Here is a 13,317-nt window from a genome sequence, read left to right on the forward strand (position 1 = left end):
GCCATGGGTTCAGGCGGAGGCCGGAGGGTATGCCTGGCCCTACCCCAGGTCTAGGTCCCGCCGCACTGCGCCGGCCCGCCCCCGCCCGGTTTCGTGGAAGCGACACCGACACCAGGTGGAAGCGACACCGACACCAGGGGGAACCCATGACACCCGACGCCATCCGGCTGGACTCCGTCACCAGGGCATACGGCCCTTTGACCGCACTCGACGAGGTCTGTCTGGCGTTCCCCGCCGGGACCTTCACCGCCGTCATGGGCCCCTCCGGCTCCGGCAAGTCGACCCTGCTCCAGTGCGCCGCCGGCCTGGACCGGCCCACCTCCGGCTCGGTCACCCTCGCCGGCACCGGCCTGACCGGGCTGAGCGAGCGCCGGCTGACCCTGCTGCGCCGCGAGCGCGTCGGGTTCGTCTTCCAGGCGTTCAACCTGCTGCCCTCGCTGACCGCCGAGCAGAACGTCGCCCTGCCCCTGCGGCTGGCCGGCCGGCGCGTACCGAAGGCCCGGGTGCGCCAGGCGCTCCAGCAGGTCGGTCTCGCCGAACGGGCCCGGCACAGACCCTCCCGGCTCTCCGGCGGCCAGCAGCAACGCGTCGCCCTGGCCCGGGCGTTGATCACCCGCCCCGACGTGCTGTTCGCCGACGAACCGACGGGCGCCCTGGACACGCGGACCGGCCGCGAGGTGCTCGGGCTGCTGCGCGGCATGGTCGACCGCGAGGGCCAGACGGTCGTCATGGTCACGCACGACCCGGTGGCCGCCGCCCACGCCGACCGCGTGGTCTTCCTCGTCGACGGGCGCGTCCACGGCGAGTTGACCGCTCCGAGCGCCGACACCGTCGCCGCGCGCATGACCCGTCTGGAGGCCGTGCCGTGCTGAGCGTCGCCCTGCGCACCCTGCGCACCCGCTGGGCCACCTTCACCGGCAGCTTCGTCGCGCTGTCGCTGGGCGTGGCACTGCTGACCGTGACGGGCCTGGCCCTCGCCTCGTCGGCCGACGCCCCGCAGCGCGCCCCAGAACGCTTCGCGGCGGCGCCGGTGGTCGTCAAGAGCCAGGACACGCTGCGCGTACCGACCCCGGCCGGCGACCGCGTCTCCTGGCTCGCCCACCCGCGCCCGGTCCCGGCCGCGACCGTCGCGGCGTTGCGGAGACTGGGCCGGGTCGTGGCGGACAGGTCCTTCGCCGTCCGCATACCAACCGCGCCCTCGGACCTGGTGGGCCACCCCTGGTCCACCGCCGCCTTCGCCCCCTACGGCCTCACCGCCGGCCGGGCCCCCCGCACCGCCGGCGAGGTCGCCGTCACCGGCGACTGGGCACGCCCCGGCCAACGCCTCCCCACCGACCGGGGCCCGGTACGCGTCGTCGGCACACTCACCTCGCGCGGCTTCGAGAACGCCGTGTTCTTCACCGACGCCCGCGCGGCCCGACTGTCCCCTTCGGTCGGACAGTTGGCCGTCGAGGCCGACCCGGCAGCCGTGCGGGAGGCGGTGGGCGGCAGCGCCCAGGTCCTCACCGGGACCGCGCGCCGCCTCGCCGACGCCGACCCCGGCCGGGACGGCGAGGCGCTCACCGCGATGAACTCCCTGTTCGGCACCGCCGGCGGCGTCACCGCCTTCGTGTCGGTCTTCGTCGTGGCGTCGACCTTCGCCTTCGCGGTCGCCCAGCGGCGCCGGGAGTTCGCCCTGCTGCGCACCGCCGGGGCCACCCCGGGCCAGATCCGCCGGACCGTCCTCGTGGAAGCCCTCGCCGTCGGCACCCTCGCCTCGGCCGCCGGCTGCGCCCTCGGCTCCCACGGAGCACCACGCCTCGCGGCCTGGGTCGTAGCCAACGATCTCGCCCCGGCCTGGTTCACCATCGGCGACCACACCTGGCCGTACCACGCGGCCTTCTGGACCGGCCTGCTCGTCGCGCTGTGCGGAGCGACCGCGGCGTCCTGGCGGGCCGGCCGCACCGGCCCCACCGAGGCGCTGCGCGAGGCCGCCGCGCAGAGCGGCATCATCACCCGGGGCCGCCTGCTGTGCGGCACGGCCCTGCTGCTGACGGCCGCGGTGACCTTGGGCCTGTCCCTGACCGGCGACCCGGCCGGCCTCCTCCACCGCAAGACCTACATCGGCCGCCCGATGCTGCTGATCACCGCGGCCGCCCTGCTCTCCCCGCTCGTGCTGCGCCCCCTGACCCGGCTGCTGACCTGGCTGCCGGGCCCCTGCGCCCTGCTGGTCCGCGAGAACACCGCCACCGGGACGCGCCGCACCGCCGCGCTCGCGGCGCCCGTCCTGGTCACCGTCGCCCTCGCGGGTTCCCTCCTCGGCGCCACCGCGACCCTGGACCGGGCACGGACCGCCGAGACGAGTGAGCGCACCACCGCCGCCTTCGTCGTGACCCCGCCGGCCGGCACCGGCTTCGACGCCGCCGCCCTGCGCCGACTGCGCGCCGTCCCGGGCACCGAGCTGTCACCGACGTCCTCGACGGCCGTCCACGTCCTGGAGGACGGCGTGGCCCTCATCCGCTCCGAGGCCCGCGCCGCCGCGCCCGGCCCCCTCGCGGCCACCACCCGCCTGCCCCTGGCCGCCGGCGCGGTGGGCGACCTCGACGACGACTCGATCATCGTCAACGAGGAGTGGCAGCGGCACCGGGTGGGCGACCGCGTCCGGGTCTGGCTCGGCGACGGAACGCCGCGCACCCTGCGCATCGCCGCGGTGATGCCCACCGGCACCGGCGACAACGGCGTCTACGTCACCCCGCGCAACGCCCCGGGCGCCACGGTCGACCGGATCGAGGTGGCCCTGGCCTCCGGCGCGGACCCGGAGACCGTCGCCACCGCCCTCCACCGGGCACTCGGCACCGGGAACGGCCAGGTCCTCACCCGGGCGGAATGGATCCGGGCCACCCACCCCGAGACCGCCCGCACCACCCGCCTCGGACTCCTGCTGGTCCTCGGCATCGCCCTCCTCTACACGGGCATCTCCGTCGCCAACACCATGGTCATGGCGACGTCGGACCGGACCCGCGACCTGGCCGTACTGCGGCTGGCCGGCGCCACCCGGTGGCAGGTCCTGCGGCTGACCGGCGCCGAGGCCCTGACCGTCGTGACGGCCGGCGCCCTCCTCGGCCTCCTGGTCGCCGCCGTCAACCTGGCCGGCATGGCGGGCGCCCTCGCCCTGCTGTCCGCCCCGGTCACGATCGGGCTCCCCTGGCAGGCCCTCGGCACGACGACGGCCCTCTGCGCCCTGCTCGCCGTGACCTTCGCGCTCATCCCGGCCGCCCTCGCCCTGCGCCGCCGCCCCGCGGAACCGGCGGGCATGCGGGAGTGACGCCCCGAGGGCCGGGGACGCCACGCGGCCGGGTCCATCTCATGACGCAACCGATAACCTGGCAGCCGTGAAACGGACCTCGTTCGACACCTGGCCGTGCTCCATCGCCCGCACCGCCGACATCCTCGGCGACGCCTGGAGCCTGCTGGTGCTGCGCGAGGTCTTCTACGGTGAATCCCGCTTCGACGGCTTCATCGGCTCGCTCGGCATCGCCCGCAACACCCTCACCGACCGGCTGCGGCGCCTGGAGTCCGAGGGCCTGCTGCGACGCCAGGCCTACCAGAGCGACCCGGTCCGCCACGCGTACCTGCTGACGGACAAGGGCCGCGACTTCTTCGGCGTCCTCGCCGCGATCAACGCCTGGGGCGACCGCTGGCTGGCCGGCGACGAAGGCGCCCCGGTCGTCCTGCACCACACGCCCTGCGACCACGACACCGAGGCCCGCGTCGTCTGCTCCTCCTGCGGCGAGCCGCTGCGCCACCAGGACATCACCGCCCGCACCGGCCCCGGCTACCCGCCCCGCCTCCTCGACGACCCCGCCGTACGCGAACGCTTCGCCCCCGGCCGGACGCTGGGGGACGCCCGGACCGACCAGGCCTGAGAGCGCCGGGGGCGGACGGCGGCGGACCTGACCCGTGGCGAAGACCGTGAGGGCCGGTCTACCGGTGGCCGGCCGCCCGGGCCAGGCTCTCGCCGAGGCCTTCGCGGCGGATGCGCTGGTCGATGTAGAGCAGAGTGCTGACCAGCTGTATGAAGGCGGTGGCGAGCAGCTGTATCACCAGCGTGACGACGACGGTGAGGACCAGATAGGTCCACAGGCCGGGCAGCGCGTCGCCGTACACATGGGTGAAGAACTCGCCGAAGTCGGCGGGCGGTTCGTCGTAGGGGCCGTAGGCGTCGTACGAGGGCTGCGGACCGGCGAACAGCAGCGGAATCTGCACGATCCACCCTCCGACGGCCACCATGCCCCAGGTGAGCAGCAGGATGCCGAACGTGCGCCACCAGGCACCGCGGACCAGCCGGAAAGAGCGCTTCAGCGCGGTGATCGGGCCGGCCGACTCAAGGACCGCGGCGGCCGGCGCGAACGAGAAGGACACCACCAGCCAGGTCACCAAGGGCAGGACCAGCAGCCCGAGCAGGAACACGAGCCCCGGCGCCATCAGGGGGCTCTCGGCCGCCACCAGCAGGGCGATCAGGCTGATCCAGACCAGCAAGAAGAGGACGACCGGGATCGCGATCAGCAGATACATGAGGAGTGTGACGCCGAGCACCGACGGTGTACGGGCCCAGGCCCGGCGCCATACCGCACCGAAGGTGGTGCGCCGGCCCAGCACGGCGTGTTCCAGGACCGCCGGGCTGACAGCGGAGAGGAACGAGTTCACCAGCAGCGTGAGCAGCATCAGCACCACGTACACCACCACGACGGAGATCACGATGGGTCTGGCCATGGCCCAGGTCGGTTCGTCGGCGCGGATCAGCACCTGCCAGTCGTCCTCGACGCTGAGGTAGGCCAGCGCGAACGCGCCGGCCGCCGCGGCGAAGAGCAGGGCGAGGCCCGCACCCATCGCGCCGAACAACTGCCGCGCGTACCGCCCCATCGCGGAGAACGCACCGCTGTAGACGGCCCCGAGCCCGAGCGGTGCCAGCGGTATCACGCCCGGTCTGGGCGGTGGCGGCTGCCAGCCGCCCCAGCCGTAGGGACCGTGTGGCCCCTGCGGACCGTGCGGTCCTTGCGGCCCATTCGACCCCTGTCGTCCCCACCCATGGTGCGCCATGCCGAATTCCGTTCTTTTGTTCGGGACGGCATACGTTAGCCCGGCGGGGGTCAGCCGGGGGGGTAGGCGGCTTCGGCCAGGGCGGCCGCGAGACCTTCGCGGCACGACAGGCAATCAGCACGATCCCCAACGGGGCTTCAGCTGAGCTCGGCGAACGACTCCACCGCGCGGGTCTTGCCGGTGACGACGATGACGTCGCCCTGCTGGACGACCGTCTCGGCGGTGGCGTAGGTGAAGCCCTCTCCCGGCCGCTTGATGCCGACCACGGTGACGCCGTACCGGCTGCGGACCTGGCTCTGGCCGAGCGGCACCCCGGTGGCGATGTCCGGGGCGACGGTTTTCACCAGCGCGTAGTCGTCGTCGAACTCGATGAAGTCCAGCATCCGGCCGGTGACCAGGTGGGCGACGCGTTCGCCCATCTCGTGCTCGGGCAGGACGACATGGTGCACACCGAGGCGCTCGAGGATCTGGCCGTGCTGACGGCTGATGGCCTTGGCCCAGATGTTGGGCACCTCTGCCTCCAGCAGGTTGGAACTGACCAGGATGGACGCCTCGATGTCGGTGCCGATGGCGACGACAGCGCTGGTGAACTCGTGCACGCCGAGCTGGCGCAGCACCTCCGGGTCAGTGCAGTCGGCGACGGCGGCGTGGGTGAGCCCGTCGCTGTACTTCTGGACGAGTCGGGCGTCGGTGTCGATGCCGAGGACGTCCCAGCCGCGCCGCATCAGCTCGCTGGCCAGCGAGGAGCCGAAGCGGCCGAGTCCGATGACGGCGACGCGCTGGTCACCACCACGGGCGTCGGCCTCCGTCGGACGCTTGCGGTGGCGACGGCGCAGGGCATGCAGCTTGTTAACCAATGACGGGTCGCTCCTCTGGCAGGTCATAACGGCGGGTGCGCTCGCGCAGGGCGAGGGCCGAGACGAGCGTGATGGGGCCGAGGCGGCCGACGAACATCAGGACGACCAGCAGCAGTTGCCCGGCCATGGGCAGGTCGGCGGTGATTCCGGTGGACAAACCGACGGTGGCGAAGGCGGACACGGTCTCGAACAGCACGGCGTCCATGGGCTTGTCGGTAAGCGTGAGCAGGACGAGCGTCGAGCCCATCACGAGGCCCACCCCGAGCAGCGCCACCGTCAGGGCCTGGCGCAGCGCGTGCGGTGCCAGACGGCGGCCCAGCACCGTGGAGTTGGGCTCGCCGCGCACTTCGGCAAGGATCGCGGCGAGCAGCACCGCGAAGGTGGTGACCTTGATGCCGCCCGCGGTACCGGCGCTCCCTCCGCCGATGAACATCAGCACACACGTCATCAGCAGCGTCGAGGAGTGCAGCGCGCCGACGTCGATCGCGTTGAAGCCGGCCGTGCGGCTCATGGCGGAGTGGAAGAAGCCGTCGAGTATCTTGCCCGCCGTGGTGTGCGGTCCGAGCGTGCCGGGGTTGGTCCATTCCAGCAGGCAGGTCAGCAGCGTTCCGGCGACGAGCAGGACGGCGGTGGTGCTCAGGGTGAGTTTGGCGTGCAGGCTCCAGGTGCGATGCCCCGTCGTACGGCGCCGGCGGCGGTGGCGCATCAGTTCCAGCAACACCGGGAAACCGAGGCCTCCCAGGATCACCGCGGCGGCGATGGGCAGGGTCACCCAGGGGTCCTGGGCCCAGCGGGTGAGGCTGTCGGCGTGCAGCCCGAAACCGGCGTTGTTGAACGCTGACACGGCGTGGAAGTAGCCGAGGTACACGGCGCTGCCGATGTCTTCGCCGTAGCCGTACCGGAAGCGCAGCGACAGCATGGCGCCCACCGCGAGTTCGACGATCAGCGTCGTGCCGGCGACGCCGAGAAGGACGCGCCGAACGTCACCGATGCCCAGGCTCTTGGTCTCCGCCTGTGCAGTCAGCTGCATGCGCAGCCGAAGCCGGCCCGAGATCAGCACCGCCAGCAGTGAAGCCAGGGTCATGATGCCGAAGCCGCCGACCTGGATCAGGGTGAGAATCACTCCCTCACCGAAGCCGCTCCAGTACGTTCCGGTGTCCACCACGGCCAGACCCGTCACGCACACTGCCGAGGTGGCCGTGAACAGCGCGGTCACGAAACCGGGCGAGGAACCCCGCTCCGCGGCGAAGGGCAGGGACAGCAGCGCAGCGCCAAGCAGGACCACCATCGCGAACGCCAGGACAACCGAGCGGGCGGGGTGGGCGGTGAGCAGCGACGACCAGGACCGCAACCGCGTCGCCAGGCCCGCCATGGCTCCCCTCCCCCTTCTGCCCGACGGTCGCTGCCTTTGTCCACCGGCGTCAAGTGCTCATCAAGATCCCGGCCGCACACCCTACCCGTGGGTCGCGCCCGGTGAGCATGCCCTGCTCAGCGACTTCCGTGATCGTGCGCGTAGGCGGCCAGGACCTGCTGCGCGGTGCCCTGCGTGTGCAGGAAGCGGCCGCGGCATCAGACCGGCCCGGCGCAGGTGGCAGATCCGCAGTGCCAGCGTCCGGCGCCGCGCCAGCGCGTGGCTGTACGCCCCGGCTTGCGGCCGGTTCCTGCGTCTGCGGCGCCCCGGTCAACGCCGAGGACTGGGGTCACCGACCGACCGCGGACACAACTGAGGCACCTCACCCTCCGGCGGCCCTACACGGCGGCCATGGTTGCCGGAATGCGGAACAGCAGTTCCGCCGCTGCGGTGAGCAGGCGACGGCGCGGTGGTGGCCAGGTCATGCGCCACCCGCTTCGGTGCGCTGGTAGATGTCCGGGATGCCGTCGGCGTCCTCGTCGAGGTTTTCCTCCTCGTACAGGCGCCGGTAGACAGTGTTCCTGCGGCGCAGGAGCAGGGCGGCCAGCAGGGCAGCTGTGAGCGAGGCGATCAGGACGGCGGCTTTGACGTGCTCGCCGACGGCCGTGCCGGGGAAGGCCAGCTCGCCGATGAGTAGGGCGACCGTGAAGCCGATTCCGGCCAGGGTCGCCAGGGCGAGGACATCCGCCCAGGCCAGGTCCGGATTGAGCCGCGCGCGGGTGAAGCGGGCGGCGAGGTATGTTCCGGCGAAGACGCCGAGAATCTTGCCCGCGACCAGCCCGGCGATCACGCCGAGAGGCTCCGGGGTGGTGAACACCTCGCCCAGCGCGTCGCCGGAGACGCTCACCCCGGCGGCGAACAGTGCGAACAGCGGCACGCACAGACCGGCGGAGAGGGGGTGCAGCAGATGTCCGGTGTATTCCGCGGGTGATTCCTTCTCGTCCTGGTCGCGGACCGTGCGCAGGATCAGGCCCATGGCGACTCCCGCGACCGTGGCGTGGATGCCGCCGTTGTACAGCAGCGCCCAGATCGCCACCCCGAGCGGCACGTACCACCACCAGCCCCGCACCCGCCGCCACTGCAGGACGTAGAAGACGATCAGCCCGGCAAGCGCCCCCGCCAGCGCCCAGTAGTTGAGGTCCGAGGTGAAGAAGACGGCGATGATCAAGATCGCGCCGAGGTCGTCGACCACCGCGAGGGTCAGCAGGAAGGCCCGCAGGGCGGTCGGCAGGTGGGTGGACATGACCGCCAGGACCGCCAGGGCGAAGGCGATGTCGGTGGCCATCGGCACCGCCCAGCCGTCCATGCTGCCGCCGCCGGCCGCGACCGTGACGGCGTAGAAGGCGGCGGGCACGGCCATGCCGCACACGGCGGCGATGACGGGCAGCGCCGCCGTCGCCGGGGTGCGCAGCGAGCCGACGACCAGTTCCCGCTTCAACTCGATCCCGGCGACCAGGAAGAAGACGGTCAACAGTCCGTCGGAGGTCCAGTGGCCGACCGAGAGGTCCAGTCCCAGTGCGGGTATGCCGAAGTGGAAGTCGCGGATGGTGGTGTACGCGCTGCTGAGCGGAGTGTTCGCCCACACCAGCGCGACCACGGCGGCGGCCAGCAGGACGAGGCCGCCCACCGTCTCGGTGCGCAGGGCCCGGGCCACGGCCTGCCGTTCGGGCCAGGAGGGACGACCGAGGAACGGGGTGCGGGGCGGGGTGGCGGCCAAGGCGGCGAACCTCCGGAGCGTCGGCGAAATGGGCGCACGGCCCCACGGACGCCGACCAGACTTCCCGGCACACCCCGCGAGCTTCTTGACGCGTTCTTTACACCCTAACCGCAGTGTCCGGTCTGGCCCACCCCCACCTCGTCCGCCGCAAACCGGCAGGCAGCGGACTCGGTCACGTACTCGGGCGAGGCGCCTGCCGGGCATCACGAAGGTGCTGCACGCGTTCACCGGGCAGATCGAGCGGCAGGCGTACGGGCCCGTACTCACCAAGGCGCGAGGTGAGCACGGGCCCGTACCGGAGCCGGGCCGCCGGGGGCGGTCAGACGGTGGTCTTCACCGGCTCCTGGTCTGCACCGGCTCCTGGTCTTCGCCGTCGCTGATCTCACCGGCCTTGCGGGCGCGGACGAACTCCAGGAAGGAGGCGAGTTCGCGCTTGACGACCGGGGCGAGCAGGTACAGGCCGATGATGTTGAAGACCGACAGCAGGAAGAGCGCGGAGTCGGCGAGGCTGATCAGCGAGTCGAGGGACATCAGGGCGCCCAGGACCACGAACAGGCTCCAGACGACCTTGAAGACGGTCTCGCTGGCCTTGCTCTTGCCGAACAGGTACGACCAGGCCTTGAGGCCGTAGTAGCCCCAGGTCAGGATCGTGGAGAAGGCGAACAGCAGCACCGCGACGGTGAGCACGGCCGGGAACCAGGGCAGTACGGTCTCGAAGGCGTCGGAGGTGATGGTGACGCCGCCGATGCTCTCGCCGGCGCGGGCCTCGCCCCAGCTGGCCGGGTTGGCGATGACGATGGTCAGCGCGGTCATGGTGCAGATGACGACCGTGTCGATGAACGGCTCCAGCAGGGCGACCAGACCCTCGCTCGCGGGGTGCTTGGTCTTGACCGCGGAGTGGGCGATCGGAGCGGAGCCGAGACCGGCCTCGTTGGAGAACGCGGCGCGCTGGAAACCGATGATCAGGGCACCGAGCACACCGCCGGCGACGCCGTCGGCCTCGAAGGCACCCCGCAGGATGGTCTGGAAGGCGTCCGGCACGTGGGCGACGTTGCCCAGGATGACGACCAGGCAGGCCACGATGTAGATGCCGGCCATCGCGGGCACCAGCCGACTGGTGACCGAGGCGATGGAGCGGATGCCGCCGAGCAGCACGAGACCGACCAGCGCGGCGACGACCAGGCCGAAGAGGACGGCACCGGCGGAGGAGGCCAGGAAGCCGTCCTCGCCGCCGAAGGTCGAGGCGACCTGCGCGTAGCTCTGGTTGGTCTGGAAGAGGTTGCCGCCGAACAGTCCGAAGAAGAGGACCATGATCGAGGCGAGGACGGCGAGCGCCTTGCCGAGCTTGGCGCCGCCGCTGCCGAAGCGCTCTGCGAGGCCCTTCGGGAGGTAGTGCATCGGGCCGCCGGAGACCGTGCCGTCGGCGTGCACCTCGCGGTACTTCACGCCGAGGGTGACCTCGACGAACTTGGTGGCCATGCCGAGCAGGCCGCACAGGATCATCCAGAACGTGGCGCCGGGACCGCCGATGGAGACGGCGACGGCCACACCCGCGATGTTTCCGAGGCCGACCGTGCCGGAGACGGCGGCGGTCAGGGCCTGGAAGTGGTTGACCTCGCCGGCCGACCCCTTCTCGTCGTACTTCCCGCGCACCACGTCGAGCGCGAGCCTGAACTTGCGGATCTGCACGAACCCGAACCAGCCGGTGAAGACGAGACCGGCGACCACGAGCCAGGCGACGATGAGGGGAAGATCCGTTCCGCCGACGGGAACCGCGTAGAAGACGATTTCTCCGAGCCACTTGGCTATCGGTTCGAAGAAATCGCTGACGGCTTCGTCGACGTTTTGGGTGACGGAGTCGATTGACACAGTTGCTACCTCAATGGTGCGAGCCCGGGACACGGGGACGTGCCGCCGGTCGATGTGCGGTCTCTGAACGAACGCCGTTGTCCGATCGGCGACGCTGGGTGGGCGTGTCCGCGGATGCGGATAGTGATCACCCGGGTCGTGCCGCAGGTGCATGCCGACCGCTCCGCCCTGTGGCGTCGAGCGGTGCCACCTGCGGAGTTGCGCAGTTCTACCACGACCTTTGCCATGTCTTTAGTGACTCAAGTCACATAACTCACAGTCGCGGGCGAAAATGCCAGCGAGCGATATCGGACCGTTATGCGGGGCCGGGCGTCTGGTGCGACCGCTTCGACGTGGTGGGCGCCGGTTCGGCGAAGACACGCCTCATGCGTCAGTGGTCCGCGCCCCCAGCCGTGACGGACGGCCGAGGAGTTCGGCCAGGCCCTGGCGCGTCGCGGCGAGTACCACGCGGTCTTCGGGACGAAGGACATAGCCGGGGTGCAGTTCCCATACGAGTCCGCCGGGACGGTCGGCGCCGTGGTGCGCCGGTGTGGCGGCGAGGTCCGGCAGTCGCTCGCCCGGTTCGGCCGTGTCCAGCGCCAGAACGCGCCACTTGCCCGGACGGAACGACTCGGCGATGGTGCGCCCGTCCAACTGCGGGTGCCCGGCGACACCGAGGGCAGCGAAGAGCAGGACGCGGCGCTCGACGGGTATGGCCCCGAGGACCTGGCGGCCCATCATGGCCCCGGCGAAGGCGGGGGCCGCGAGGGTGGAGACGCTGCGGCTGCGGGTGAGGGCGCGTGGGTGGGCGGTGCGCAGGGTGCGGTAGACAGCGGCGGCGAAGCCGTCGTCGTACAGGCGCAGGGCCACCCGCAGGTCCGGTTTGACGGAGCGTGCGTACAGGGCGGATTCGAGGTTGATGGTGTCGTGGCTGGTGAGGGCCAGCAGGGAGTGCGCCCGGTGGATCTTCGCGGCCTCGAGTACGCCCTCCTGGGTGGCGTCGCCGAGGACGGTGGGGACGCGCAACCGGCGGGCGAGCGGGATGCCGCGCGCTTCCGGGTCCTCCTCGACGCACACCACGGGGATGTCGAGCTCCCGCAGACGGGCCAGGACCCGGGTGCCGACCTTGCCGAGGCCGACCAGGACGACGTGGCCGGACAGGCCACGGGGTGGCCGGCGCAGCGCGGAGGCCGTGCGGAACGTGCCGAGCGCCTCCAGGGCGGCCGCGAGCAGGACGGGCATGAGCAGCAGGCCGGCCAGTCCGGCGAGGAGCTGGAGCACCTGACGTGCGGTGGGCTCGTCAAGGGCCGGATCGCCAATCGCGAAGAGGTCGAGAAGGGTGAGGTAGGCGGCGTGCAGCGGGTGGTCGCCGGTGGTCAGCCAGGTCGCGACGGCCACCCCCAGGACGCAGCCCAGGAGCCCGGCCAGTGACCAGCGCAGCCGGCGCGAGAACAGCGAGCCGAGCGGCAGTCCGCGCCCCGCCAGCCGTCGCTGTGCGGAACCGGAAGCCGTGTGCGTGACCGTTTCGAGGACCACCGTGCCGCGCCCGGTGGCGCCCGCGACCGTGTCGTCGTCCGGGAGCAGAATCGGCGCCTCCCGGCCGCTGGCGTCCGAACCTTCCGCTCCGGCCGGGTCGTTGGTGGTCGACGACAGCAGGGCCAGGGTGCACAGGCCTGGATCGGCGACCCGGCCGTGACCGGGTGGAGTGCGTTCCACGGCGCGCAGCAGCAGTCCGTCGGCCTGGACGACCTTGCTGGTGCCCGCGACGGCGGTGGCCGCGAGTGCGGGTGCCGCGGTGTCGGCGTCCGACAGGACGGTGGTGGAGGTGTCCAGGGCCTCGGGGTCCAGGCCGGGGACGGCGAGGGTGGCGGCCTGGTCGAGGAGTTCTTCCAGGTGCTGTCCGAGCTTGCGGTTGTAGAGGCGGATGACCAGGCGCAGCCGGGGGTTGAGGCGGCGGGCGGCCAGCGCGGCGTGGATGTTGGTCTCGTCGTCGTCATGCACGAGCGCCAGCGCGGCGGCCTCACGCACGCCCATCTCGGCCAGGGCGGCTTCGTCGAGGACGGCGGTCTCGACGACGCGCGCTGTGCCGGTGGCGCCGGAATCGGCCGAGTCCTCCGTGCGGTTCATGGCGGCCTGTATTCGGCCGAGCAGCGCGGCGGCGCGCGCCCTTCCGGTGGTGGAGCCGGGCCGCTGCGAGGGCGGTACGACGAGAGTGACCCGCTCCCGGTACACCGTGGCGAGTTCGGCGGCCAGCCGATCGGCGAGCGCGTCGTCCCCGCACACGATCATGTGCCCCGGACGCGGCAGGCCGGGCGCGGGCTGAGGGAATGTGATCATGCCGTACGGCACCCCCGGCTCAGGCGGATGAGAAACCGCGCAGGGGCGCGTACCCCACCCAGGACCAC

9 protein-coding genes are annotated in these 13,317 nt (G+C 72.0%); 3 read left to right on the top strand and 6 right to left on the bottom strand.

Annotated elements, in window-relative coordinates:
* Positions 1–146 precede the first annotated feature (146 nt).
* The 3 genes from ACFZDA_RS29445 (at position 147) to ACFZDA_RS29455 (ending at position 3,905) form a co-directional block, all read left to right on the top strand.
* Complete coding sequence (locus ACFZDA_RS29445; protein WP_391087384.1) at positions 147–872, top strand: ATP-binding cassette domain-containing protein; 726 nt, start codon at positions 147–149, stop codon at positions 870–872.
* Positions 866–3,304 carry an FtsX-like permease family protein gene (locus tag ACFZDA_RS29450; protein WP_391087387.1) on the top strand — a complete coding sequence of 813 codons (2,439 nt, stop codon included), beginning with the start codon at positions 866–868 and terminating at the stop codon, positions 3,302–3,304. Before ACFZDA_RS29445 ends, ACFZDA_RS29450 begins: the two co-directional genes overlap by 7 nt.
* Before the next feature lie 67 nt (positions 3,305–3,371).
* Positions 3,372–3,905, top strand: a complete 534-nt coding sequence (locus ACFZDA_RS29455; RefSeq protein ID WP_391087389.1) for a winged helix-turn-helix transcriptional regulator — start codon at positions 3,372–3,374, stop codon at positions 3,903–3,905.
* A 58-nt stretch (positions 3,906–3,963) separates the two neighbouring features.
* On the opposite strand, the gene ACFZDA_RS29460 is transcribed toward ACFZDA_RS29455, so the two are convergent.
* The 6 genes from ACFZDA_RS29460 to ACFZDA_RS29485 form a co-directional block, all read right to left on the bottom strand.
* Positions 3,964–4,959, bottom strand: coding sequence for an oxidoreductase (locus ACFZDA_RS29460; RefSeq protein WP_391087392.1), 996 nt, complete (start codon positions 4,957–4,959; stop codon positions 3,964–3,966).
* A gap of 257 nt (positions 4,960–5,216) precedes the next feature.
* The gene (locus ACFZDA_RS29465) at positions 5,217–5,936 is read right to left on the bottom strand and encodes an NAD-binding protein (RefSeq protein ID WP_391087395.1); all 720 of its coding nucleotides are present in this window, start codon (positions 5,934–5,936) and stop codon (positions 5,217–5,219) included.
* The gene (locus tag ACFZDA_RS29470) at positions 5,929–7,308 is read right to left on the bottom strand and encodes a potassium transporter TrkG (RefSeq protein ID WP_391087398.1); all 1,380 of its coding nucleotides are present in this window, start codon (positions 7,306–7,308) and stop codon (positions 5,929–5,931) included. The genes ACFZDA_RS29465 and ACFZDA_RS29470 overlap by 8 nt, the downstream gene beginning before the upstream one ends.
* A 460-nt stretch (positions 7,309–7,768) precedes the next feature.
* On the bottom strand, positions 7,769–9,064 hold the full coding sequence (gene nhaA / locus ACFZDA_RS29475) for a Na+/H+ antiporter NhaA (protein WP_391087400.1): 1,296 nt from the start codon (positions 9,062–9,064) through the stop codon (positions 7,769–7,771).
* Between the two features lie 333 nt (positions 9,065–9,397).
* Complete coding sequence (locus tag ACFZDA_RS29480) at positions 9,398–10,933, bottom strand: amino acid carrier protein (RefSeq protein ID WP_391087403.1); 1,536 nt, start codon at positions 10,931–10,933, stop codon at positions 9,398–9,400.
* A gap of 363 nt (positions 10,934–11,296) precedes the next feature.
* The gene (locus tag ACFZDA_RS29485) at positions 11,297–13,249 is read right to left on the bottom strand and encodes an NAD-binding protein (protein WP_391087406.1); all 1,953 of its coding nucleotides are present in this window, start codon (positions 13,247–13,249) and stop codon (positions 11,297–11,299) included.
* Positions 13,250–13,317: the final 68 nt, after the last annotated feature.

The organism is Streptomyces sp. NPDC007991 (assembly GCF_042958445.1).
Lineage (GTDB): Bacteria > Actinomycetota > Actinomycetes > Streptomycetales > Streptomycetaceae > Streptomyces.